The 23,022-nt window shown below is 73.7% G+C and carries 22 protein-coding genes; 10 read left to right on the forward strand and 12 right to left on the reverse strand.

Annotated features, from left to right (window positions below):
• Positions 1 to 115 precede the first annotated feature (115 nt).
• Positions 116 to 829, forward strand: coding sequence for an alpha/beta fold hydrolase (locus ACFRU2_RS17425; RefSeq protein WP_382972767.1), 714 nt, complete (start codon positions 116 to 118; stop codon positions 827 to 829).
• Here ACFRU2_RS17425 and ACFRU2_RS17430 read toward each other — a convergent pair.
• From ACFRU2_RS17430 to ACFRU2_RS17440, 3 genes are all read right to left on the reverse strand, one after another.
• Positions 795 to 1,052: a hypothetical protein gene (locus tag ACFRU2_RS17430; RefSeq protein WP_382972769.1), complete on the reverse strand. Its 258-nt coding sequence runs from the start codon at positions 1,050 to 1,052 to the stop codon at positions 795 to 797. The genes ACFRU2_RS17425 and ACFRU2_RS17430 overlap by 35 nt on opposite strands.
• Before the next feature lie 158 nt (positions 1,053 to 1,210).
• On the reverse strand, positions 1,211 to 2,176 hold the full coding sequence (locus ACFRU2_RS17435) for a universal stress protein (RefSeq protein ID WP_382972771.1): 966 nt from the start codon (positions 2,174 to 2,176) through the stop codon (positions 1,211 to 1,213).
• A gap of 48 nt (positions 2,177 to 2,224) precedes the next feature.
• Positions 2,225 to 2,581, reverse strand: a complete 357-nt coding sequence (locus ACFRU2_RS17440; protein ID WP_382972773.1) for a hypothetical protein — start codon at positions 2,579 to 2,581, stop codon at positions 2,225 to 2,227.
• A 183-nt stretch (positions 2,582 to 2,764) separates the two neighbouring features.
• On the opposite strand from ACFRU2_RS17440, the gene ACFRU2_RS17445 reads away from it, so the two are divergent.
• Positions 2,765 to 3,214, forward strand: a complete 450-nt coding sequence (locus ACFRU2_RS17445; RefSeq protein WP_382972775.1) for a universal stress protein — start codon at positions 2,765 to 2,767, stop codon at positions 3,212 to 3,214.
• 19 nt (positions 3,215 to 3,233) lie between these two features.
• On the opposite strand, the gene ACFRU2_RS17450 is transcribed toward ACFRU2_RS17445, so the two are convergent.
• On the reverse strand, positions 3,234 to 4,244 hold the full coding sequence (locus tag ACFRU2_RS17450; RefSeq protein WP_382972777.1) for a serine/threonine dehydratase: 1,011 nt from the start codon (positions 4,242 to 4,244) through the stop codon (positions 3,234 to 3,236).
• 31 nt (positions 4,245 to 4,275) lie between these two features.
• Positions 4,276 to 4,920 (reverse strand): TetR/AcrR family transcriptional regulator C-terminal domain-containing protein, encoded by a 645-nt coding sequence (locus ACFRU2_RS17455; protein WP_382972779.1) that lies wholly within the window; start codon positions 4,918 to 4,920, stop codon positions 4,276 to 4,278.
• Positions 4,921 to 5,112: 192 nt separating this feature from the next.
• Here ACFRU2_RS17455 and ACFRU2_RS17460 point away from each other — a divergent pair, with 192 nt between their 5' ends.
• The 4 genes from ACFRU2_RS17460 to ACFRU2_RS17475 all read left to right on the forward strand — a co-directional run bounded on the left by ACFRU2_RS17460 (position 5,113) and on the right by ACFRU2_RS17475 (position 11,398).
• Positions 5,113 to 6,828 carry a ricin-type beta-trefoil lectin domain protein gene (locus ACFRU2_RS17460; protein ID WP_382972781.1) on the forward strand — a complete coding sequence of 572 codons (1,716 nt, stop codon included), beginning with the start codon at positions 5,113 to 5,115 and terminating at the stop codon, positions 6,826 to 6,828.
• A gap of 146 nt (positions 6,829 to 6,974) precedes the next feature.
• On the forward strand, positions 6,975 to 9,323 hold the full coding sequence (locus ACFRU2_RS17465) for an alpha-N-acetylglucosaminidase (protein ID WP_382972783.1): 2,349 nt from the start codon (positions 6,975 to 6,977) through the stop codon (positions 9,321 to 9,323).
• Positions 9,324 to 9,501: 178 nt separating this feature from the next.
• Positions 9,502 to 9,852 carry a hypothetical protein gene (locus tag ACFRU2_RS17470; RefSeq protein ID WP_382972785.1) on the forward strand — a complete coding sequence of 117 codons (351 nt, stop codon included), beginning with the start codon at positions 9,502 to 9,504 and terminating at the stop codon, positions 9,850 to 9,852.
• Positions 9,794 to 11,398 carry a molybdopterin-dependent oxidoreductase gene (locus ACFRU2_RS17475; RefSeq protein WP_382972787.1) on the forward strand — a complete coding sequence of 535 codons (1,605 nt, stop codon included), beginning with the start codon at positions 9,794 to 9,796 and terminating at the stop codon, positions 11,396 to 11,398. Before ACFRU2_RS17470 ends, ACFRU2_RS17475 begins: the two co-directional genes overlap by 59 nt.
• A gap of 57 nt (positions 11,399 to 11,455) precedes the next feature.
• Here ACFRU2_RS17475 and ACFRU2_RS17480 read toward each other — a convergent pair whose 3' ends face one another.
• Positions 11,456 to 12,106 (reverse strand): DUF1326 domain-containing protein, encoded by a 651-nt coding sequence (locus ACFRU2_RS17480; RefSeq protein ID WP_382972789.1) that lies wholly within the window; start codon positions 12,104 to 12,106, stop codon positions 11,456 to 11,458.
• Between the two features lie 137 nt (positions 12,107 to 12,243).
• Here ACFRU2_RS17480 and ACFRU2_RS17485 point away from each other — a divergent pair, with 137 nt between their 5' ends.
• Complete coding sequence (locus ACFRU2_RS17485; protein ID WP_382972791.1) at positions 12,244 to 13,071, forward strand: DUF2182 domain-containing protein; 828 nt, start codon at positions 12,244 to 12,246, stop codon at positions 13,069 to 13,071.
• 37 nt (positions 13,072 to 13,108) lie between these two features.
• Here the strand turns inward: ACFRU2_RS17485 and ACFRU2_RS17490 are convergent, their stop codons facing one another.
• Both ACFRU2_RS17490 and ACFRU2_RS17495 read right to left on the reverse strand, forming a co-directional pair.
• Positions 13,109 to 14,092, reverse strand: coding sequence for an exonuclease SbcCD subunit D (locus ACFRU2_RS17490; protein WP_382972793.1), 984 nt, complete (start codon positions 14,090 to 14,092; stop codon positions 13,109 to 13,111).
• Positions 14,089 to 14,973, reverse strand: a complete 885-nt coding sequence (locus ACFRU2_RS17495; RefSeq protein WP_382972795.1) for a hypothetical protein — start codon at positions 14,971 to 14,973, stop codon at positions 14,089 to 14,091. The genes ACFRU2_RS17490 and ACFRU2_RS17495 overlap by 4 nt, the downstream gene beginning before the upstream one ends.
• Before the next feature lie 328 nt (positions 14,974 to 15,301).
• Here ACFRU2_RS17495 and ACFRU2_RS17500 point away from each other — a divergent pair, with 328 nt between their 5' ends.
• Complete coding sequence (locus ACFRU2_RS17500; RefSeq protein WP_382972797.1) at positions 15,302 to 16,381, forward strand: alpha/beta hydrolase; 1,080 nt, start codon at positions 15,302 to 15,304, stop codon at positions 16,379 to 16,381.
• On the opposite strand, the gene ACFRU2_RS17505 is transcribed toward ACFRU2_RS17500, so the two are convergent.
• Entirely contained in the window at positions 16,358 to 17,659 is a 1,302-nt protein-coding gene (locus ACFRU2_RS17505) for a cytochrome P450 (RefSeq protein ID WP_382972799.1), read from the reverse strand. The two genes, ACFRU2_RS17500 and ACFRU2_RS17505, sit on opposite strands and share 24 nt — an antisense overlap.
• A 144-nt stretch (positions 17,660 to 17,803) precedes the next feature.
• On the opposite strand from ACFRU2_RS17505, the gene ACFRU2_RS17510 reads away from it, so the two are divergent.
• The gene (locus tag ACFRU2_RS17510; RefSeq protein ID WP_382972801.1) at positions 17,804 to 18,727 is read left to right on the forward strand and encodes an SDR family oxidoreductase; all 924 of its coding nucleotides are present in this window, start codon (positions 17,804 to 17,806) and stop codon (positions 18,725 to 18,727) included.
• A gap of 26 nt (positions 18,728 to 18,753) precedes the next feature.
• Here ACFRU2_RS17510 and ACFRU2_RS17515 read toward each other — a convergent pair whose 3' ends face one another.
• Positions 18,754 to 19,524, reverse strand: coding sequence for a TetR/AcrR family transcriptional regulator C-terminal domain-containing protein (locus tag ACFRU2_RS17515; protein WP_382972803.1), 771 nt, complete (start codon positions 19,522 to 19,524; stop codon positions 18,754 to 18,756).
• 106 nt (positions 19,525 to 19,630) lie between these two features.
• On the opposite strand from ACFRU2_RS17515, the gene ACFRU2_RS17520 reads away from it, so the two are divergent.
• The gene (locus ACFRU2_RS17520; protein WP_382972805.1) at positions 19,631 to 20,032 is read left to right on the forward strand and encodes a VOC family protein; all 402 of its coding nucleotides are present in this window, start codon (positions 19,631 to 19,633) and stop codon (positions 20,030 to 20,032) included.
• Between the two features lie 22 nt (positions 20,033 to 20,054).
• On the opposite strand, the gene ACFRU2_RS17525 is transcribed toward ACFRU2_RS17520, so the two are convergent.
• Entirely contained in the window at positions 20,055 to 21,122 is a 1,068-nt protein-coding gene (locus ACFRU2_RS17525) for an enoyl-CoA hydratase/isomerase family protein (RefSeq protein ID WP_382973295.1), read from the reverse strand.
• Between the two features lie 37 nt (positions 21,123 to 21,159).
• A complete protein-coding gene (locus ACFRU2_RS17530) occupies positions 21,160 to 22,935 on the reverse strand; it encodes an FAD-dependent monooxygenase (protein ID WP_382973297.1) in 1,776 nt (591 codons plus the stop codon).
• Positions 22,936 to 23,022: the final 87 nt, after the last annotated feature.

The following is a 23,022-nucleotide window of genomic DNA, read 5'->3' on the forward strand; positions in this document are numbered from 1 at the left end:
CCGGCCCGGCCGGGTCGAGGGAACCCGAGCCGGGCCGAGCGGCTGCGGGGCACCGGGACAGCGCGCCGGACTCCTTCGAGGCCCGGGCGCGACACGCCCCTGTACCCTCTGGCGGATGACGCGCGAGCCCGGGACCACCCGGCCGACCGAGCAGCACACGGTGACGGTGAACGGCGGGATCCGCCTCGCCTACGAGGTCACCGGCCCGCCGGCCGGACCGCCGGTGCTCCTCCTCCCCGCGCTGGGCGAAACCGCCGCGGACTGGGCGCCCGTACGCGACGAACTCGCCCGGGACCGGCGGGTGTTCGCACTGGACCTGCGCGGCCACGGAGCCAGTGCGCGGCCGTCCGCGTACTCGCTCCCGCTGATGCGGGACGACGTACTGGGCTTCCTGGACGCCCTCGGCCTCGACCGGGTGGACCTCGTGGGCCACTCGATGGGCGGTGTCGTCGCGTACCTGGCGGCCTCCGCGCAGCCGCACCGCATCGGGCGTCTCGTCCTGGAGGACGCCCCCGCGCCGCTGCCCCGTGAGGCCGTGGCGCCCGTACGCCCCGAGGGCGAGCTCGCCTTCGACTGGGCGATGGTGCTCGCGGTCCGCCCCCAGCTCGACCGCCCCGACCCGGCCTGGCTGGCGGGCCTGGCCCGCATCACGGCCCCGACCCTGGTCGTCTACGGCGGCTCCACCAGCCACCTGGCACCCGCCTCCGTCGACGAGCTGGCCCGCCGCATCCCGGACGCCCGCCTGATCACGCTCCCGTACGGCCACTTGATCCACGCGGCGGCGCCGGAAGAGTTCACGGCGGCCGTTTCGGCGTTCCTCGCGGAATGAGCCCGGCCCGTACCACCGGCCGGGCTTCCGCCCAGGCGGCCGACTGCAGGGCCGACGGGCGGCGCACGAAGAGGACGGCGAACACCGCCGCCACGGCGTAGACCAGGTCCTTCCGCTGCGCGAGGGCGGCATCCGCTTCGGCGGCTCCACGGTCGAGATCAGCCGCGCGGCGCGCGAGGCCGCCGGCGGCGACACCGTCACCCTGGGCATCCGCCCGGAGCACCCCACGTTGGTACGAGGGCGACTGGAAGCAGCTGATGGCTGCCGGCGGAGGCGTATCCGAGTCCGCGCTCAGCCGGTTCAACACCAAGGGCTACATCCTGTTCCCGCAGGAATGAGGCCCGCAGAGCTGCGCCAGGTCGTCTCCGGCCGGGGGGCGGGCTAACCGGCTCGTACGGGAACCACCGCCACCGGGCACAGGGCGTGCAGGAGTACCGCGTTGGACACCGAGCCCATCAGGAGGGAGTTGGCGCGCAGGCGGCGGCGGTGGCGGCCCACCACGATGAGGTCGGCCTGCTGGGAGGCGGTGACCAGGCGGCCGGCCGGGTCGCCCGGGGTGACCACCGCTTCGACGGTGACGTCGGGGTAATGCCTGGTCAGGTACGGATGGAGCCGGGTGCGCTGGTCCTCGGCGAGTTCCCGGGCCGCCTCGGTGGCCTCGCCGTCGGCCGTGCCCGGCGGGTAGCCGCCGCCGCGCTCCGCGACGAGGGAGCCGACCAGGGTCAGCGAGGACAGCGGGACCAGGTGCGTGGAGACGACCTGGAGCACCGCGCCCCGACGGCGGGCCTCCGCGAAGGCGAAGTCGACGACGTCCTCGGAGGTTTCGTCGGGTGCCAGGCCCAGGACGACCCTGCGCTCGCCGCCCGGCGCCCGCCCTCCGGGCTCCTGTGTGACGAGCCGCGCGCTGTGCGGGACGACCACGACCGGGCAGGGCGACTGGGCCGCGCACACCCGGCTGTTGGAGCCGAGCAGCAGGCTGGCGAAGCCTCCGAGTCCGCGCGAGCCCATGACCAGGAGCTGCGCTCCCGCCGCGAGTTCGGTCAGGGTGGCGGAGGGGGTTCCGTCGCGGGAGACGTAGGTGACGGGCGGCAGGTCCTCCCGGCCGGCCAGCCGGTCCCGTACCGCCCCCAGCACCGGATCGGTGTCCCAGTCGGGCGGCGGTACGAGCGACTCCCCGGGGGCGTGGACCCGCGGGGAGTCCGGCCGTACGTGTGCCACGTGGAGCGCCGCTCCGCGCGTGCGGGCGGTGTCGAGGGCCCAGTCCAGGGTCTTCAGGCTGTGTTCCGAGCCGTCCACCGCGGCCAGGACGGGCCTGGCGGGGAGGGTACCTGCCGAGTTGGTCTGCATGCCTCCACCTTCCGGCGGAGCGGGCCCGGCGGGCAGGGACCGAAGGCCCTACTTCACACGGTAGTCGGCCTTCTCGGCGAGCTTGCCGTCCTTGTAGCAGAAGCGCAGCACCGTATCGCCGCTCCCGGAGTCGGACAGGTACCAGGAGCACTGGCTGCCGGCGGGCACCGCGGGGCCGCCGTCCTTCAGGGCCGAGGTGACGAAGCTTTCGCCGGACGGCAGCTTGGCGCGGACCTCGGCCTCGGAGTCGCCGACGCTGACGGCCTCGTAGATCTTGTGGTCGACGAGGGTCTTGTCGGCCACGTCGATGACCTTGCCCACCCCGAACAGCAGCGCCACCAGCAGTCCGATCCCCAGCACCCCGGCCACCGCACAGCCGATCAGACATCCATTGCGTCGCGCCACGTCGAGCTCCTCGTTCCTCTTCGGACGGCTTCCGTCCGTGTTCTCGACTCTCGCAAGCGCGGGCGGCCGCTGCTGTTCTCCAAAGTCTTGGGTCCGCGCAACGATCGTCGTTCGAGGTCGGAGCCGGTGCGGCGTGTATACAGGGATGAGAACGATCATTCGGACGAAACGTGAGGAACCATCGTGAGCCAGAACACCGAGCCTCTGATCGTCGTCGGCGTGGACGGTTCGAACCACTCGAAGCAGGCCCTGCGCTGGGCCGTGGCCCAGGCGAAGGCCATCGGCGGCCGCGTGCACGCCGTGATGAGCTGGGACTGGAACACCAACCCCTTCGGCATCAGCCCGGCCGAGCAGACCGAGCTGGTCCACGCCGAGGACGCGGCCCGGCAGAAGCTCGCGGACACCGTGGCGGAGGCGGTGGGCACCTCGCCGGGCGTTCCGGTCTTCCGCCGGGTGGAACAGGGCTCGCCCGCACAGGTGCTGGTGGAGGCCTCGAAGGAGGCGGCGCTGACGGTCGTCGGCACCCGCGGCTACGGCGGCATCAAGGGCGCACTGCTGGGCTCGGTGAGCCAGCAGGTGGTGCAGTACGCGGCCAGTACGGTCGTCGTGGTCCGCGAGGACGGCTCCGCCTGAGGGCCGGACCCGTCCCCCCTCAGGACAGCCCCGCGCCCAGGTCCGCCGGGTCGGTGTTGGCCCCGCAGAGCACCACGGCCACCCGCTCGCCGAGCGGCCCGGGCGCGGTGCGTACGGCCGCCAGGGCGGTGGCCGCGCCCGCTTCGACCACGATGCGGTGCTCGTCCCAGAGCGCGCGCCGGGCGGCGGTGATCGCCGCGTCCGGAACCAGGACCGATGCGGCGTTCGGCTCCCGTACGGCGGCCAGCGCGTCCGCGGAGACCCGGGTTGCTCCGAGCGAGTCGGAGGCCACGGAGTCCACCGGGACGTCCACGGGCCGGCCTGCTTCGAGGGCAGCGTTGAGGGCCCGGCAGTTCTCCGGCTCGGCCGCGACGACCCGTACGCCGTGTTCCCGCGCGGCGGTCGCGATGCCGGCGAACAGCCCGCCTCCACCGACCGCGACGACGACCGTGTCCAGGCCGGGCAGCGCGGTGCGGATCTCGTCGAGCAGGGTTCCGGCGCCCGCGGCGATGAGCGGGTGGTCGTACGCGTGGCTGCTCAGCGCCCCGCTCCCGGCGGCGAACTCCCGGCAGGCGGCGAGTGCTTGGGCGTACCGGTCGCCGACGAGCCGTACGTCGGCCCCGTAGCCGCGCAGTCGCTCCACCTTCACGCGCGGGGCCGTGCCCGGCAGGAACACGGTGGCGGGTACCCCCTCGGCGCGGGCCGCCCAGGCGCAGGCGAGCCCGGCGTTGCCGCCGGAGGCGATGGTGACCCCGGCATCGGGGAGGGTGCCGGCGTCGCGGTGGGCGACGAGGAAGTTGCGGGCGCCGCGCGCCTTGAAGGAGCCGGTGTGCTGGAGGTACTCCAGGGCGTACGAGATCCCTCCGCCCGCCGGTATCACCGTGACGGGGCGCACGGCCCCGGCGATCCGGCCGGCGGCGGCGCGCACGGCGGCGTAGTTGAGCGGCACCGCGTCGAGCGGCACCTCGTCGAGCTGCACCGCATCGAGCGGCAGCGAGTCGAGCCGCACCGCTTCCGGCTGCTGTTCCATGAACCCGTACTCCTGTCGTTCGACACTCTCGTCAGGCTCCGGCGGGCCGGTTCGCCTCGATCAGCTGGCGCAGGGCGCCGTAGTACACCTCGTGGTCGGTCAGGGAGGGCAGTACGTCGGCCAGCCCGGCCGAGAGCACGGGGAACTCGGCGGGGTCCAGGGCGGCCAGCGCCCCGCGCGAGGCGGCGGTGGAGGCGGCCGGGTCCCGGTGGTCGACGAAGGCCGCGCTGCCCAGGGTCAGCAGGTACATCCGCCGGTACGCGGTCATCGCCTCGGCGGGGGTCATCCCGGCGGCCACGCTGTCGGCGAGCGCCGGTTCCACGAGCCGGGCGAGCAGCTGCCGGCCGAGCCAGGGGCGGCCGCCGCGCAGGATCATCAGCCCGGGGTGCGCCGCGAGGAGCCGGTAGAGGGCGGTGAACCGCTGCTCGGCGGCTTCGGCCCAGCCGACCTCGGCCGGGATGTCGGGCAGCTGGGCGGCGAGGTGTTCGGTGCAGAGGTCGAGCAGCCCGGCGAGGTCGGTGCACCGGCGCTGGACGGTGGCGTGCGAGACGTCGAGCTGCTCGGCGAGCGCGCGGAAGCTGAGCGCGGCGGGCCCCTGCTCGTCGAGGATTCGCAGGGCGGCGGCGGCGATGGCCGCGGGCGTGGCGCGGTCCAGGGCGGCTGATCTCCTCGGCATGAGATACACCGTATCAGCCATCGTCACGTACGACGTAACGTACGCAGTACGAAACGACGTATCAGCCCCTTCGCGCGTACTCGACTACACCCATATTGCTGGTCATTGATCAATAACCCCCGACTTATGTTGACAGCGGGTAGTCACACCGCTGCACTGAGCCCTCGACAGCCCCCACGTCAAGGAGACTCCGTGCCGCCTCGCCTGCGTGCGTCGCTCCCCTGTCTGACCGCGGCCGCCCTGCTCGCCCTCGCGCTCTGCCCCGCCCCGGCGGCGGCCGAGCCCACCGCGACGTCGGACACCCCGCTCGCGCTCACCCCGCCCATGGGCTGGAACAACTGGGCGCACTACATGTGCGACATCGACGAGGCCAAGGTCGTGGCGAACGCGGACGCGCTCGTGTCCACCGGCCTGGCCGCCAAGGGCTACGACACCGTCACCATCGACGACTGCTGGATGACCAAGAGCCGCGACGCGGACGGCAATCTGGTCGTCGACACGGAGAAGTTCCCGCACGGCATGGCCTGGCTCGGCGCGTACCTGCACGCCAGGAAGCTGAAGTTCGGCATCTACCAGGACGCCGGCTCCCTCACCTGCGAGCGCTACCCCGGCAGCGGCTCCCCCGAGGGCGGCGGCCCCGACCACTACGCCCGCGACGCCCGCCAGTTCGCCTCCTGGGAGGTGGACTACGTCAAGATGGACGGCTGCAACCTCTGGGTGCCCGAGGGCAAGACCAAGGAGCAGGCCTACCGGGACGCCTACAACTCCGTCGCCCGGGCGCTGCGCGACAGCGGCCGGGACATGGTGCTGTCCGCCTCGGCGCCCGCCTACTTCCAGCAGGGCGAGTGGGGCGGGTCGGACTGGCACAAGGTGATCGACTGGGTCGGCGAGACCGGCCAGCTGTGGCGCGAGGGCCGGGACATCAAGGTCTACAACCCGACCGCCCCGGCCACCTCGCGCTGGAGCTCGGTCATGGGCAACTACGGCTACAACCGCTGGCTCGGCCGGTACGCCGGCCCCGGCAACTGGAACGACCCCGACTTCCTGATCGCGGGCGCCCCCGGACTCAGCGCGGCGGAGAGCCGCAGCCAGGTCGGCCTGTGGGCCATGATGGCCGCGCCGTTCATCCTGTCCTCGCAGGTATCCGAGCTCACCCCGGACGGCCTCGCCGCCCTGGGCAACACCGACCTGATCGCGCTGGACCAGGACCCGATGGGCCGCCAGGGCACGGTGGTCTCCTCGAACGCCACCTTCGACATCCTGGTGCGTCCGCTGGCCAACGGGGACCGCGCGGTCGCCGTGCTCAACCGGTCCGGCGCCGTCCGCGACATCCGGGTACCGCTCGACGAGCTCGGGCTGGACTCCTGCACCGTCGAGGCGAAGAACCTGTGGAACGGTGAATCCCGGGAGCTCTCCGACACGTTGACCGGATCGCTCGCCGCGCACGACACGGGCGTGTGGCGGCTCACCCCGCACACCGGCTGCGCCGAGGCCGTGCCCACCGGGCAGATCGCCGGCCGCGGCTCCGGCACCAGCGCCGCCTGCGCCGACGGGGCGAACACCACCGGCGTCGGCGCCGTCGTGATGGCCGCCTGTACGGGTGCACCCGACCAGCGCTGGACCGTGGGCCGGGACAGCAGCCTGCGCCTGGCCGGTGCCTGCCTGTCGGCGGGCGAGGAGGGCCTCGTGGAGCTGGCCGACTGCTCGGACGGGCGGCAGCGCCGCGCGGCGGGCCAGAGCTGGACGCCCCGCCGGGACGGAGCCCTGGTCGAGGACGCGAGCGGGCTCTGCCTGACGGCGCCCGCCCCCGCGGCGGCCCCCGTCGAGCCGGGCACCCCCGCCGAGCGGCTGCGGCTGACGCCCTGCGGCGACCACCAGGTCGACCAGGCGTGGGCCCTGCCGGTCTGACGGCCCGCCCCATGGGAGAGCAGACGAGGCACCAGACGAGGAAGCACCCACCCACCGAGCCGAGCGAGCCGGCCGCAGCGCCGGTGCCGACCGAGCCGACCGAGCCGACCGAGCCGACCGAGCCGACGAAAACGAGGACGACGCGCATGCCGGTCCCCCTCCCCCACCGCGGCCGGGCCGCCCGGCGGGTGCGCCGCCGGGTCACCCTGGCCGCGCTGCCCGCGGCCCTGCTCACCCTGGCCGTCGCCGGGGCGGCCCCCGGAGCGACCGCTCCCGCCGCGGGGGCGACGGCTGCCGCGGCCCGGTCCCCCATGTCCCCCGCCCCGGCCCCCGCCCCGTCGCCCGCGCGGGCCGGGGCGGGACACGCCGCGGCGGCGCCCCCGGCCCGGCCGCGGGTCTTCGACTCCGCCCCCGCGCGGGCCTCGCTGCAGCGGCTGCTGCCGCGCCACGCGGGGCAGTTCACGCTGGTGCCCGACGCGGGAGCCGGGCCCGACACCTTCACCGTGTCCGGGACGGCCGGCGCGATCACCGTCCGGGGCTCCACCGGCGCCACCCTGCTCACCGGGGTCGGCTGGTACCTCCAGCACGTCGCCGGAGCCGACATCGGCTGGCCCGGCGACAGCATCGGACTGCTGCCCGCCGAGCTGCCGGCGGTGCCCTCCCCGGTCACCCGCAGCGCGCAGGTGGCGCACCGGTACGCGCTGAACGACACCGACGACGGGTACTCCGGCCCGTACCGCACCTTCGAGGAGCACCAGCGGCAGATCGACCTGCTCGCCCTGCACGGCATCAACGAGGTGTTCGTGCAGGTCGGTGCCGAGTACCCGTACTACCGGGCGCTCCAGCAGTTCGGCTACTCCGCCGAGGAACTGCGGGAGTGGATCCCCGGTCCGGGTCACCAGAGCTGGTGGCTGCTGCAGAACCTGAGCGGCTTCGGCGGTCCGGTGTCCGAGGAGCTGATGCGCGGGCGCGCCGAGTTGGGCGGCAGGATCGCCGAACAACTGCGCGGCCTCGGCATGACCCCGGTACTCCCGGGCTACTTCGGAACGGTGCCGCCGGCCTTCGCCGGGCACAACCCGGGCGCGGTGACGGTTCCGCAGGGCGACTGGGCGGGCTTCGAACGGCCCGACTGGCTGGACCCGATGTCGCCGCCCTTCGCCCGGCTGGCCGCCGCGTACTACGCGGAGCAGCGCGCGGTGTTCGGGGACAGCACGATGTACCGGATGAGCCCGCTGCACGAGGGCGGGCAGACCGGCTCGGTGGACGTGAAGACGGCCGCCGGGGCGGTGCAGCAGGCCCTGTGGGCGGCCCATCCGGGCGCGCTGTGGGCGGTGCTGGGCTGGCAGGACGATCCGACCAAGGAGCTGCTGGCCGGGGTGGACACCTCGAAACTGCTGATCCTGGACGGGCTCTCCGACCGCTACAACCGGCTGGACCGCGAGACCCGTTGGGGCGGGACCTCGTACGCCATCGGCTCGATCTACAACTTCGGCGGGCACACGACGATCGGCGCCAACACCTCGGTGTGGATCGACCGGTACCAGTCCTGGCGGGCGAAGCCCGACAGTGCGCTGACCGGCATCGCCTACCTGCCCGAGGCCACCGGGACCAATCCGGCGGCCTTCGACCTCTTCACCGACCTGGCCTGGGAGCCCGGACCCGTCGACCAGCAGAAGTGGTTCGCGGACTTCGCGAGCCGGCGGTACGGAGCCCCGGACACCGCGGCCGCCGCGGCCTGGGAGGAGCTGCGCAAGGGCCCGTACAGCACCTCCTCGGGGCTGTGGTCGGAGTCCCAGGACAGTCTGTTCAGCGCTCGTCCGAGCCTGACCGCGGTGGGGTCGGCCTACTGGAGCCCCAAGGCGATGCGGTACCAGGCCGGTTCGGTGCGCCGGGCCCTGGACCACCTGCTCGAGGTGGACCCCCGGCTGCGCGGCTCCAGCGCCTACCGCTTCGACCTGGTGGACACCGCCCGGCAGGCCCTCGCCAACCACTCGCGGGTGCTGCTGCCCCGGATCAAGGCGGCCTACGAGGCCCGGGACCTGGCCCTGTTCCGTCAGCTGATCGCCGACTGGGCCCGTCGGGAGCAGCAGTTGGACACGCTCGTCGGCTCCGATCCGAACTTCCTGCTCGGCTCCTGGCTGTCGGCGGCCCGCGCGCACGGCGCGGACAAGGCCGAGCAGGACCGGTACGAGTACGACGCCCGCTCGATCCTCAGCGTGTGGGGGCGGCAGAGCACCAGCGAGGGCGGCTTCCTGCACGACTACGCGAACCGCGAATGGAGCGGCCTGATCAGCGAGTTGTACGCCCGGCGCTGGTCCTCCTACTTCGCCTCGCTGGAGGAGGCGCTGGTGCGGCGCGCCGCGCCGAGGGCGATCGACTGGCATGCCTTCGAGGAGGACTGGGCCAAGCTCACCACCCGCCACCCGGCGCGGCCGAGCGGTGACCCGTACACCTTGGCGAGCGGCATCGCAGCCACCCTGCCCGAGGTCAACTGACCCACACCACACGGGAGATCGGAGTCCCCCGGTCGGGGGACAACCGGGCCGACCGCGCCGCGCTCCAGGGCGGCACCGGGTTCACTGAAGGACACTGCCGGAAACGGATCAGGGGCGGTCGCCGGAACATCCGGCGACCGCCCCTTCCGGCGCCGCCATCGCCGGAAGGACGCCCGCCATGTCCGAGACCGACCCGCACCGCACCTCCACGGCGCTGGAGCTGCTGACGCTCCTCACCGGCGGGGCCACGGCGCCCGCCACCGCCCGGTTACGGCCGCCCGCGGACCGGGACCAGCAGCTGGGGAACCCTTCGGACCAGCAGCTGCGGAGCCCTTCGGACCTGCGGGAACGGCTCACCGACGGGATCGTGGAACTGCGCAAGCGCCGACAGATCGCCGTCCACCGGGCGGCGGAGGCACCCTGGTACCTGGGGGGACACATCCCACCGAGCGGGGCGGCGGTGACTCCGCATGATCCGTACGAAACCGCAGCGGGCCGGCCCCGGCAGGCCCCGCAGGCCCGGCCGTGACGCGCTGGGCGCCGTCAGCGGACTGCTCGCCGCCTTCGCCGGGCTCGCCCTGGCCCAGCTGGCCGCGGCGGCCGTCCGGCCCGAGGCCGCCCCGATCACCGCCGTCGGCGGGGCCGTGGTCGACGCGACCCCGGCCGCCGTCAAGGAGTGGGCGATCCGCCGGTTCGGCACCGACGACAAGCTGGTCCTGACCCTGGGCATCGGCGCCCTGCTGGCCGCGGTGGCCCTCGCGGCCGGTCTGCTCGCCGTACGCCGCCCCGCCGCGGGCACGGCCCTCGCGGCCGCCTTCGGCGTGCTCGGCGCGGCGGCCGCACTCGGCCGGCCGGAGGCGGCCTGGCAGGACGCGTTGCCCTCACTGGCGGGCGGGTTCGCGGCCGCCGGAGTGCTGTACGTCCTGGTCAGAGCCATCCCGCGGCCCCGTTCGCGGCCCTCCGGCGCCGGCCCGCCCGGCGCCATGGACCGGCGCGGTTTCGGCCGCCTGGCTCTGGCCACCCTGGCCCTCTCGGCCGGAGCCGGGTACGCCGGGCGGCGGCTCGGCGCCTTCGGGGACGCGGGGGCCACGGCCTCGCGGGCCGGGTTCGTCCTTCCCCCGCCCACCGTGCCCGCCCCGCCCGTACCGGCCGGGTCGGAGCTGCGGATCCCCGGAACGACCCCCTTCATCACCCCCAACCGGGCGTTCTACCGGGTGGACACCGCGCTGGTCGTCCCGCGCGTGGACGCGGACACCTGGCGGCTGCTGGTGCACGGGGACGGGGTCTCCAGGCCCCTCACCCTCGGCCTGCGGGAGCTGCTCGCCCGGCCCCTGGTCGAGCACGACGCCACCCTCACCTGCGTGTCGAACGAGGTCGGCGGCCCGTACGCGGGCAATGCCCGCTGGCTGGGCGTGCGCCTCGCCGATCTGCTCCGCGAGGCGGGGGTCCGGCCGCCTTCGCAGGGCGGTCCCGCAGACCAGCTCGTGGCGCGCTCGGTGGACGGGATGACCCTCGGCACCCCCGTCGAGGCCGTGATGGACGGCCGGGAAGCGCTGCTGGCCGTGGGCATGAACGGCGAGCCGCTCCCCTTCCGGCACGGCTTCCCCGTCCGGATGATCGTGCCGGGCCTGTACGGGTACGTCTCCGCGTGCAAGTGGCTGCGCGAGCTGCGGCTCACCACCTTCGCCGCGTACGACGCGTACTGGGTGCGCCGCTCCTGGGCGCAGCAGGCCCCGGTCAAGACCCAGTCGCGCATCGACGCCCCGCGCCCCTTCGCCGAGGTCGCGGCGGGCCGGGTGGCGGTCGCCGGGGTGGCGTGGGCGCTGCACCGGGGCATCGCGCGGGTCGAGGTACGGGTGGACGCGGGCCCGTGGCGGGAGGCCCGGCTCGGCGCGGCGGACGGGGACGATACCTGGCGCCAGTGGGTGTGGCTCTGGGAGGCGGCTCCCGGCGGGCACACCCTCCAGGTCCGCGCCACGGACGGCACCGGCGCCGCACAGACGGGGGAACGCACCGGAACCCTCCCGGACGGCGCCACCGGCTGGCACACCGTGACGGTCCGGGTGCGGGGCTAGAGGGACTAGGGGGTCTAGGGGGTCTAGGGGGTCCTGCCCATTAGACCGGATCGCGGATCAGGGGCCCGTCCAGTCGAAGGTGATGTGCTTGCTGGACCGGCCTTCGCGGCTCCAGAGGAAGCCGTGGGCATCGGCACGGTCCGCCGTCGAGCGGCCCCAGGTCGCGACCTGGCCCGGTCCGGTCTCCGAACCCGGCAGGTTGGTCGACTGGACGCGCGCACCCTCCGGGGTCGTGGGTCCCGTGAGTGCGACCGCGCTCGCCTCGACCCGGCCCGGCACCACGGCCCGCCAGCTCGCGAGGTCGTCGGCGACCTCGATCTCGATGGGGGCGAACTCCATGCCGCGCATCTCGGCGCCCATCATGCCCACCATCTCGGCGGGCCAACTGCCCGCCTGCCCACCGAAGATCATCTGAAGGGCCGCGCGCTGGGGGTCGTCGGCACGTTCGTCGACGAAGACCGCGGCGTACGTGTCCGTGTGCTCGGCCCAGACGTTGCCGACGAAGGAGCCCAGCATCAGCACGTTCAGGCCGTCCAGCGGTACGTCACCGTAGCGGCCCTCGCGGATGTGCCAGGCCAGGATGCCGTCGCAATCGCCGTGGGTGGGCAGTTGAGCGAAGGAGCAGGGGCAGGGCACGTTGCACTTGCAGGTGTCGAACCAGTCGCCCGCCGCGTGCCACCGGGGAACGGCCGCCGTCGTTTCGGACATCTCCCTGCCTCCTCGTGAGCACGGGAATCCACTCCGATTGTCCCACCGCAGGCGTCACCCGGAGGAGGTTCTTTCCGCATACACGCGTTCCCGCGTCCCCCCGCGCACGCACGGGTCCGCCGTGATGTGCTGGAGGTGTGCGCCTTGACCGGAAGGCCCTGTCACCCCCTCTCCGTCCGGCGAATCTGCTGTCGGCCCGTCGGCTCGCGTTCGCCTGGTCCGTGATGGTGGCGATCGCCGTCCTGGCCTGGGTGCTGGTGGTCGACCAGGCCCGTGACATGGGGGTGGAGCCGGGGACCATGGGCATGGGCGTCCCGCTGTTCCTGCTGCTGTGGCTGGTCATGATGATCGGCATGATGTTCCCGTCGGTGGCCCCGGTGGCCCTCACCTGGGTGCGGGCCATCGGGCGCCGGTCGCCCACGGGGGTCGTGCGGGCGGCTCGTACCGCCCAGTTCCTGGTCGGGTACCTGCTGGCCTGGACGGCCTTCGGCCTGATCGCCTATGGGCTCCTCGCCGGGACCGGGGCCCTGGTGGACGAGCACCCGGGCTCCGGGCGCTGGATCGGCGCCGGGGCGTTCCTGGTCGCCGGGCTGTACCAGTTCGGCCCGTGGAAGGACCTCTGCCTGCGGCACTGCCGGAGCCCGATGGGCCAGCTCGTGCGCTACGCGGGCTTCCGGCCCCGGGCCCGCGACCTGCGGGTCGGTGCGCACCACGGGGCGTACTGCGTGGGCTGCTGCTGGGGGCTGATGGTCGTGCTCGTCCCGCTGGGCGTCATGAACGTCCTGGCGATGGCCGCGGTGGCCGTGGTGATCTTCGTCGAGAAGCTGTGGCGGCTGGGCCCCGTCTTCTCGCAGGTCGTCGGGGCCGCCTTCCTCGTGCTCGCGGTACTGAGCCTCTTCCAGCCCTGGCTGCTGCCGGGCCTGATCCCGCCGCAGTCGCCCATGACGGAGATGCTCAGCCGCTAGGGCGTCTCTTTCGGATCTTGCCGATCGGGCCCCGTCATCAGGAGACGGCCGCGCCCTCGGCCGGGCAGACCATGGCGGCCGGGCCGGCCAGGGTGCGGGCCTCGTGGAGGAGGTCGGGCGGGGTGGCGGCGCTGAGGGTCCAGACGACGGCGCCGCCGCCCGGCGGCTCCGGGACGGCCGCGAACCGGTCCCGCAGGTCGGCCTCGGCGGTCTCCGGGTACGGGAGGTGGAGCGTCTCGTAGCGCACCGGGGCCGTGTCCACCGGGAGGATCCCGACCCGGTGCCGGTCGCCACCGGGGCCCGGGTCGATCAGCAGCTCCGTGAAACCGCGGCCGCCCGTCTCTCCGGGGCCGCGGGCGTGCGTGTTGCCCGGGTAGGCGGCGAAGGCGCCGGCGCCGGGGACCAGGCGGTGGTGGACGTGGCCCAGCGCCCAGTAGTCGTACCCGGCGCGGGCCAGCGTCCGCGGGTCGGCGGGTGCGCAGATCCGGCGGCTCCAGGCCCCGTGCAGGCTGGTGTGCAGCAGCCCTATGTTGACGGCGCCGGGGGTCGCGGACGGGAAGCCGGCCGCGAGGTCGCGGCGCTCGTCGGGCTCCGCCACCGACTGGCCGTGGACGGTGATGCCGAGGTCGGGCCAGATCACCGACTCGGGGGCGTCGGCGCCGAGCCAGCGCACCGAGGGCGGGAGGTGCAGCTTGTGCGGCAGCGGGGTCTCGGCGTCGTGGTTGCCCGAGACCACCACGGTGCGCAGACCCGCGTCGTGGAAGGCGCCGAGGGCGTCCTGGCAGGCGGTCAGCGCACGGGCGTCGCTGTGGCGGCGGTCGAAGACGTCCCCGGCGATGAGCACCGCGTCGTAGCCGCCGTCGACGATGCGGCGCACGGCCGCGCGCAGGGCCTCGTACGGGGCTTCGCGCCGGTCCATCGCGGGCGCGCCGGGGTAGTCCGCCAGCCCGCGCAGGGCGGAGCCTATGTGCAGGTCGGCCAAGTGGGCCACGCGTATCGGTGCGGTCGCGGAGGCGTTCACGGGCCGAGGATGAGTTCGGTCTTGAAGGCGTCCCGCTCCAGCAGCCAGCCCTCGGCGCGGAGCTTGCCCATCAGGTCGGAGCGCAGCTCGACCGCGTCCCGCAGGGTGCGCCCCTTGGCGGTGATCTCGGCGAACCAGGCCAGCTCTCCGGAGGCGGTCCGCAGCCGGCTGACTTGCGTCTCCATCGCGCGATCGAGCATCCGGCCAGGGTAGTTGGCCTGTCTTACGGGACCGTGGAGTCGAGATGAAGCGGTGACCGACTCCGCCCAACCGGCAGGTTTCGCAGCCCACTTGGCGAGCTTTCCGGGGAGACGCTCCAGGACCAGCGCGCGGGAGGCATCGAGCCCCGGGAGTTCGCCGGGCTCCAGGCCCGGGACCGGCCGGCACTTCTTGTTGGTGAAGTCGAGGGTGGCGCGGGTGTGGCTGAGGTTGACCTGGACGGAGTAATTGCCGTCATCCGCACAGAAGTTGTGACCGGAGGCCCGGTCCATCACGCGCCGCACCGCGGCCGGGTCCGTGCCGTCGCCCTCGATGTCGAAGCGGGCCTTGTAGGCGAGGCGGATCCGGTTCTCGTCGTCGTGGCGCCGGATCCGGACGATCCAGCCCTGCCCGTTGAGGCTGCGCCCGGCGTCGTCCATGTACTGGGCGACCTCGAAGCGGCCGGGCGCGCCGAGGGACAGCGCGGCGGCCGCGGCGGCCGTGGGCAGGCCGTCGGCGTCGAGCACCCGGTCCGGGTCGACCAGCAGCTTGACCTGGTAGCCCGCGCGCACCGGAGTCACCGGCGACATCCTGGTGTGCACGCCGGAACGAATCCGGCGGCTCGCCGCTTTCTGCACCTTCTTCGCGCTCTGCGCGTTCTGGACTTTCTGCGTTTTGCGCATATCCCCGTCGATCATGCCTCATACGGCACCAGCCCGTCCGAAAGCCCCGGAACCGTGCAGGTGAACAGGCGGTGAATCTACCCCAGGACCGAGGTCCCGACCCGCGAGGTCTCACGGCCCGCAGGCTCGGGATCTTCGCCGCACGCTCACGCCGGACGAAGATCCTAGGTTGTGAATGCATTCACAAGTTGTTCGGGCTCGGATTCGGCCCCGCCCGCTCCCGACGCCGACACGGTGCGCGCCACCCGCTCCCCCGGGCGGTGCGCATCGTAGATTTGGCGTAATGTCCGGAATTCTCCGATTCCGTCGCACGTCAGGAGCCGGCGCAGTGGAGCTGACCAGTACGTCGTTCCTCATCACGCTGATCGTCGTCACCGGGCTCGCGATGCTCGCCGCGCTGCTCCTGTGGAACCGGATCCCCGGCCCCGGCTGGGTGCGCTGGCCGGCCCGGCTGCTGATGATCGGTCTGTGCCAGCTCACCGCCATCTGCGTGGTGGCCACCTGGATCAACGGGAGCTACGGCCTCTACTCCTCGTGGGACGACCTGCTGGGCACCGACGCCGGGCAGAACGACGCCGCCATGACCGGGCCGCCGCTCGGGCGGGCCAAGTTCACCCTCGGTGGCGACGGCACCCGGACCACGTACTTCCGCGGCTCCCACTCCAAGCTCGCCGGGCAGGTGATCGTGTGGACTCCCCCGGAGTACGACGCACCGGGCGCGGAGAAGACCCGGTTCCCCGTGCTGATGCTGCTGCACGGCTATCCGGGCTCGCCCCGGTCCTGGCTCGACATCGGCGACATGCCCGGCGCGCTGGAGCAGCTCGTCCAGCTCGGTGCGGCGCACCCCTTCATCCTGGTGATCCCAGACCTGTACCCCGGAGGCGTGAACACCGACTGCACGAACACCCCGCAGCGCAAGGTGGCGAGCTGGCTCGCGGAGGACGTGCCGGACCTGGTCGCCAAGAACTTCCGCACGCTCCCCGAGCCCAAGGGCTGGGGGCTGATGGGCATCTCCACCGGGGCCTTCTGCGCGGCCAAGCTCCCGCTCCAGTACCCGAAGGCGTTCCGGGCCGGCGCGGCCCTGGACCCGGATCCGCTGACGGGCGACCCGGACGTGCTGTCCGATCCGGTGCTGCGCGAGCACAACAGCCCGATGTGGCTGGTGCAGCAGGCGAAGCGCGACAAGAACACGGACGTCGGGCTGTTCCTGGCCACCTCCGCGCAGGACAAGGACAGCCCGCCGCAGCAGCTGACCGAGTTCACGAAGGCGGCCCAGAACTCCGGAGTCCGGGTCAAGACGCTGGTCCGCCCTCAGGGCGGGCACAACTTCCAGACCTGGATCGGCATGTACCCCGACGCACTGGGGTGGCTCAGTACGGAGATCTCACCGCCGGCCGAGGCCCCGTAGGCGGACCGGCAGCGACTCGACGCTGTTGCCTATGAAGCTGCGCTGGTGCGGGAGTTCGGCCTCGGGGACGGCCAGGTCCAGGTCCGGGAAGCGCGCGAAGAGGGCTTCCAGGGCGACGGTGGCCTCCAGCCGGGCGAGCGGGGCTCCGACGCAGTAGTGGGCGCCGTGTCCGAAGGAGAGGTTGCGGGCGGCGGTGGGGCGGGTCAGGTCGAAGCGGTCGGCGTCCGGGCCGTGGAAGGCCTCGTCGCGGCCGGCCGCCGTGTAGCCGGCGAGGACCGGGGTGCCCTGCGGGATCACGGTCCCGTCGATGGTCAGATCGCGGGTCGGGTAGCGGAACGGGAACCAGCTGACCGGGCCGTCGAAGCGCAGGGTCTCGTCGACCACGTCCGACCACGTGGCCTTCCCCTCCAGGACCAGCGCGAGCTGGTCGCGGTGGGTGCACAGGGCGCGTACGGCGTTGCTGATCAGGTTGAGCGTGGTCTCGTGGCCCGCGACCAGCATCAGCCGCATGGTGCCGGTGAGTTCGGCTTCGCTGAGCCGGTCGCCGTCGCCGTCCCGGGCGGCGATGAGCGCGCTCGTCAGATCCTCCCCCGGATCGGCCCGCCGGGTGGCGGCGATGGTGCCGATCAGCTCGATGAGCTCGCGCACGGCCGCCATGACCTCGGCCGGGGTGGTGTCGGTGGCGATGACGGCGGTGTTGGTCAGCTCGTGCAGCCGCCCCCGGTGTTCGGGGTCCACGCCGAGGAGTTCGCAGATCACGCTCATCGGGAGCGGGAGCGCGACGTGCGTGCGCAGGTCCGCCACCCCGTCCGGGGAGGCCTCCGCCGCCCGCTCCAGGTCGTCCAGCAGCGCGGCCGTCAGTTCCTCGATGCGGGGGCGCAGCCGCACCACCTGCCGGACGGTGAAGGCGTTGCCCACCAGGGAGCGCAGCCGGCGGTGGTCGGCGTCGTCGGCGGTGTGCATGCCCTGGGCGTTGGCGAAGACGCGCAGCGGCCAGTCCGCGGGGATGGTGCCGTCGTGCAGGGCCGGGAAGTGCCGGGCCGACTTGGCCACATCGGGGTGGGCGAGGAACTCCTTCAGCGCCTCGTGGCCGAGGACGACCGCGCCGGGGACCCCGCCGGGAAGCACCACCTCGGCCACGGCGCCCCGGGCGCGCAGCCGGGCGTTGAGGGCGTGCGGGCAGCCGCCCGCGGGGTCGATGACGTGCGGGAGCGCGGCCGCGGACGGGAGCGTGGACGGGGGCGTCGGCTCGGATGCCTGCGCGGGGTCGGTGGACAAGCCTGTCTCCTGACAATACGAACGGATCTCGGCCAACAGTGCGGCCTCGGGGGCCGGTTGTTCAAGGCCGCACCCGCCCCGTCTCAGGAATCCGCAGTCGCGCCGCACGGCCCCGTCGCGCCCGGACGTCGTAGGGTCGGGGCCATGGCGCAGGTACGGCGGACTCTCGAAGGCAAGGTGGCCCTGGTGGCCGGGGCGACCCGCGGCGCGGGCCGGGGCATCGCGGTCGCGTTGGGCGCCCAGGGCGCGACGGTGTACGTGAGCGGGCGCAGTACGCGCGGCAGGCGCTCGGAGTACGACCGGCCCGAGACGATCGAGGAGACGGCCGAGCTGGTCACGGCGGCGGGCGGGTCCGGAATCGCGGTGGTCGCCGACCACTTGGTGCCCGAACAGGTCGAGGCGCTGGTCGGGCGGATCGACTCCGAGCAGGGCCGGCTCGACGTGCTGGTGAACGACATCTGGGGCGGCGAGCGGCTCTTCGAGTGGGAGAGCACGGTCTGGGAGCACGACCTGGACAAGGGGCTGCGGCTGCTGCGGCTGGCCGTGGAGACCCACGCGGTGACCAGCCATTACGCGCTCCCGCTGCTGCTGCGCGAGCCGGGCGGGCTGGTGGTGGAGATGACGGACGGCACGGCGGAGTACAACGCGAGCCGCTACCGGGTCTCCTTCTTCTACGACATCGCCAAATCGGCGGTGCTGCGCATGGCGTTCGCCCTCGGACACGAGGTGGGACCGCGCGGAGCGACGGCGGTGGCCCTGACCCCGGGCTGGCTCCGGTCGGAGATGATGCTCGACGCCTTCGGTGTCACCGAGGCGAACTGGCGGGACGCGCTGAAGACGGTCCCGCACTTCGGCATCTCGGAGACCCCGCTCTACGTCGGCCGCGCGGTCGCGGCCCTGGCCGCCGACCCGGAACTGTCCCGCTGGAACGGGCAGTCGCTCTCCAGCGGACAGCTCGCCCGGGTCTACGGCTTCACGGACGTGGACGGCAGCCGGCCGGACGCCTGGCGGTACATGGTCGAGGTGCAGGACCCCGACCTCCCGGCCGACCCCACCGGCTACCGGTAGGGCGCCGGCTCACCCCCTAAGCCCGGTCAGCCCCGCTCCAGCAGCCGTGCGATCCCGTCCAGGACGCAGCGCAGGCCGAAGTCCCATACGGTCTCGGGGCTGTACCCGCCGACCGCGCTGCCGACCCGCCCGGCGAGGGGGTAGCGCTCGGGGTCCATGGCCCGTTCCAGCAGCGGGGCGCTGAGCTCCCACCACTCCTGGTCGCTCTGGCGGGCGTTGTGCGCGGCGGTGTCGGCGGCGGCCAGGGCCTGCGCGTGGACGAAGCCGAGGAGGTGGGTCAGGGCGGCGTCCATCTCCACGTCGGTGAGGCCGATGCCCTCGAAGGCCGCGAGCTCGCACTCGTACTTGCCGATCACTCCGGGGCCCAGCGGGGGCCGGGTGACGGCCACCTCGCCCATCCACGGGTGCCGCAGGTACAGCGCGCGGTTGTCCTCGGCGACGCGGGCGACCTTCTCCCGCCAGGTCTCCTCCGGGCCCGGCTCGCCGCGCTCCATGGCCAGGTACGCGGCGTCCAGCATCAGGTCGAGCAGCTCGGCCTTGCCGGGGACGTAGGTGTAGAGGGTCATGGGGGTCACCCCCAGCCGCTGGGCCAGCGCCCGCATCGTCAGTGCCGCCAGCCCTGACCCGCCGCCCTGTCCCGCCTCGTCGGCGAGCGCGATCGCACCGTCGACGACGGCGTCGACGGTCAGCCCCTGCCGGGGCCCGCGCCGCCCGCTGGGCGCCCCCTGCCCCGGCTCGCGCCACAGCAGCTCCAACGTGCGGACGGGGTCGCCCGCGCCGCTCCGGTCCGTGGTCACTTCCGACCCCTTTCCGCCGCCTTCCGGCAGCCTGCTCACTTAACTTTCTACGCTGTATAGAATACTGTGTATAATGAAATTCCGAGCCACGACACCAGGAGGACCCATGCGGATCACCGACACCGCCATCTGCCTCACCGTCGAAGACCCCACGACCTCGTCCACCTTCCTGACCGGGCATTTCGGATTCAAGGAAACGATGGCCGTGGACGGCTTCGCTTCCCTCTCCCACCCCGACGGCCCGAACGTGGTCTTCATACGGCGCGGCTTGGAGGTGCTCCCCGAGGAGCTCCGCGAACAGCACGCCGCCGGAGTGCTCCTCGCCTTCACCGTGGCCGACCTGCCCGCCGAGTACGAGCGGCTGCGCGCCGAGGGCGTCCCGATCGTCATGGAACCGCGCGTGGAGCCCTGGGGCGAGCGGGTGTTCCTGGTGGCCGACCCCAACGGCGTGATCATCGAGCTGGTCGACTGGGTGGAGGCCACGGCGGAGCAGGGCACCGACGCCTGATGCCCATGCCCCGCGGGCGTGTTCAGCCCGCGGCGATCCCGGGGCCGTCCCCGGCGAGCGGGGCGAAGAAGCGGGCCACGTCCTGCTCGGTGACCTCGCCGAGGGTGGCCGGGGACCAGCGCGGGCTGCGGTCCTTGTCGACGACCTGCGCCCGGATGCCCTCCACCAGGTCGGGGGAGGTCAGCGCATTGCAGGAGACCCGGAACTCCTGTTCCAGCACCGGCTCCAGCGCCCCGAGCGCGGCGGCCCGGCGCACGGCCTCCAGGGTCACCTTGAGCGCGGTCGGGGACTTGGCGAGGATCGTCTCGGCGGCCTCCTTCGCCTCCGGCTCCCCGGATCCGAGCAGCCGGTCCACGATCTCCTCGACGGTGCCGGCGGCGTAGCAGTGGTCGATCCAGCCCCGCGCTTCGGCCAGCGGCGCGGGCCCGGCACCGGCGGCGTACCGCCCCAGCACCTCCCGGGCCGGGGCCCCGGCGAGCTCGGCGGTCAGCGCCGGCAGCCGGTCGGCGGGTACGAAGTGGTCGGCGAGCCCGCACAGCAGCGCGTCGGCCGCGCCCACCGCGGAGCCGGTGAGGGCGAGGTGCGTGCCGAGCAGGCCGGGGGCGCGGGCCAGCAGGTGGGTGCCGCCGACGTCCGGGACGAAGCCGATGCCGGTTTCGGGCATGGCGACCCGGGAGCGCTCGGTGACCACGCGGACGCTGCCGTGGGCGGACACGCCGACTCCGCCGCCCATCACGATGCCGTCCATGAGGGCGACGTAGGGCTTGGGATAGCGGGCGATGTGCGCGTTGAGCCGGTACTCGTCGCGCCAGAAGGCGGCCGAAGCCCGCGTCCCGGCCTTCGCGTCGTCGTGGATGGCCCGGATGTCCCCGCCGGCGCACAGCCCCCGGTCACCGGCGCCGCGGATGAGCACCTGCTCCACGCCCGGATCCCGCTCCCAGCCGGTCAGGGCCTCGGCGATGCGGAGCACCATGGGATGGGTGAGGGCGTTGAGGGCCCTGGGGCGGTTGAGGGTGATCACCCCGGTGCGGCCCTCGACGGCGCACAGGACGGTGTCGGCGGTGTCGGCGGCTGCGGTGTCGGCTTCGATCTTCACGCCGCCCAGTATGGAGGGCGCAGGGGGTGTCCTACGGGGCGGACAGCAGGGCGACGTAACCGGACAGGGCCGCCGCCGTGCCGGACAGCGGGAAACGGGCGCCGAGGTACCCGTCCGGGCGTACGAGGAATCCGGTCGGGCCGTCGGCGCCGTACAGCCGGGCGAACTCCCCGGCGGCGTCCCGGTACCCGGGAACGGGGGCGGGGAGTCCGGCGGAGGCGTCGAGTGCGGCTTCACGGGCGAGGACGACCACGGTGCGCGGGCCGGTGGCGTCGTCCTCCGTGCCACCCTCCGCGCCGCCCTCCTCGGCAAGCTCCGCCAGCGCCGGGCCCGCGGCCCGGGCCTGCCCGGCGGCCTCGGCCAGGGCCGCGCCGTCATCCCCGTACAGGAGCACCACGTGGCCGGCCCGGCCGCGCAGGACGTCGAGCAGCCGTGCGGGGTAGGCGGCGAGGGGCAGGGTCAATCCGCTGCAGTCCGGGGCCCGTTCACCGGGCTGCGGTGCGTCCGCCGGGCCGAACGGACCGCCGGCGAGCGGGCCGTCGGCGAGCGGGCCGTCGCGGTAGCCGACGAGCAGTTGGGCCTCGCGGAGCAGCACGGTCCGCAGATCGTCCGGTTCCTTGTCGATGCCCTGGGTCGCGTGCCGCACGGTCCGGCCGACGACCTCCTCGCCGACGGGGCGGCGCTCGGCGTCGTAGCTCGCGAGCAGCTGGGGGCCGCCCGCTCCCCGGAGCGCGAGTGCGAGCTTCCAGGCCAGGTTGCAGGCATCCTGGATCCCGGTGTTCATGCCCTGGGCGCCGGTGGGCGGGTGGATGTGGGCGGCGTCGCCCGCGACGAAGACGCGCCCGTCGCCGTACCGGTCGACGATGCGGTGGCTGATGCGGAACACGGAGGACCAGCGCATCCCCGAGACCGTGGCCGGGGCCGGGGCGAGCCGGTCGACGACGGCCTGGATGTGGGAGAGCGAGGGAACCCGGCCCCCCTCCAGCCCGTGCAGCACGCCGTCGCCCGCTCCGGGGCCCCCTGCCGAGCCCCCTGCCGGTCCGCCGGCCGGCTGGGCGGAGAGCTCGGGCGGGACCAGCATCGACATGCGGTAGCGGCCCCGGCCGGGAAGCGGGATGCAGACCAGCACGTCGTCGGTGGCCCCGTCGACGCCCTGGTGCATGGACCGCAGGCCGTACCCCTCGGGCAGGTCCCAGTCGCTCACGACGTCGGCCAGCATGTACTCCTCGGCGAAGGCCCCGCCCTCGTAGGAGAGTCCCAGCCCCTTGCGCACGGTGCTGTGCGCTCCGTCGCAGCCGATGAGGTAGCGGGTGCGCAGCTCCTCCTCGCCTCCGGACGCGGTCCGCAGGAGGCTGGTCACGCCCCCTGCGGATCCGTCGCCGCCGGCGGACCCGTCCCCGTCCTGGGTGAACGACAGCAGTTCGGTGCCGCGTTCGATGACGGTGCCCAGGGCCGCGAGGTGCTCCTCGAGGATCCGCTCGGTCTCGTACTGGGGCAACGCGGCGAACCGGTAGGGCACTTCGGGGGGCAGCATGAGCTCGATCCGGGCCTGCTCGGTGCCGTTGACGTAGATCAGCTGACCGCGCAGGGGCACGGCGGCCTCGATGACGGTGCGGGCCAGGCCCATCCGGTCCCAGATCTCCAGCGTGCGCGGCTGGATGCCGACCGCCTTCGCGTACGGCAGCCGGGCGGGCAACCGGTCGACGAGGCGGCAGCTCACGCCGTGCCGGCGCAGTTCCGCCGCCGCGCTGAGGCCGACCGGACCGGCGCCCACGATCAGTACGTCGGTCGTCGGGGTGTGCGCCATGCCCGCCATGGGGGTCCTCCCGATCGCCCTGCCCCGAACCGGTTCCCTGCCTCCATGCTGACCCGGTGCGGCGCGGACGGCCAGACG

This window comes from Streptomyces sp. NPDC056883 (assembly GCF_042788835.1).
Lineage (GTDB): Bacteria > Actinomycetota > Actinomycetes > Streptomycetales > Streptomycetaceae > Streptomyces > Streptomyces stoeckheimensis.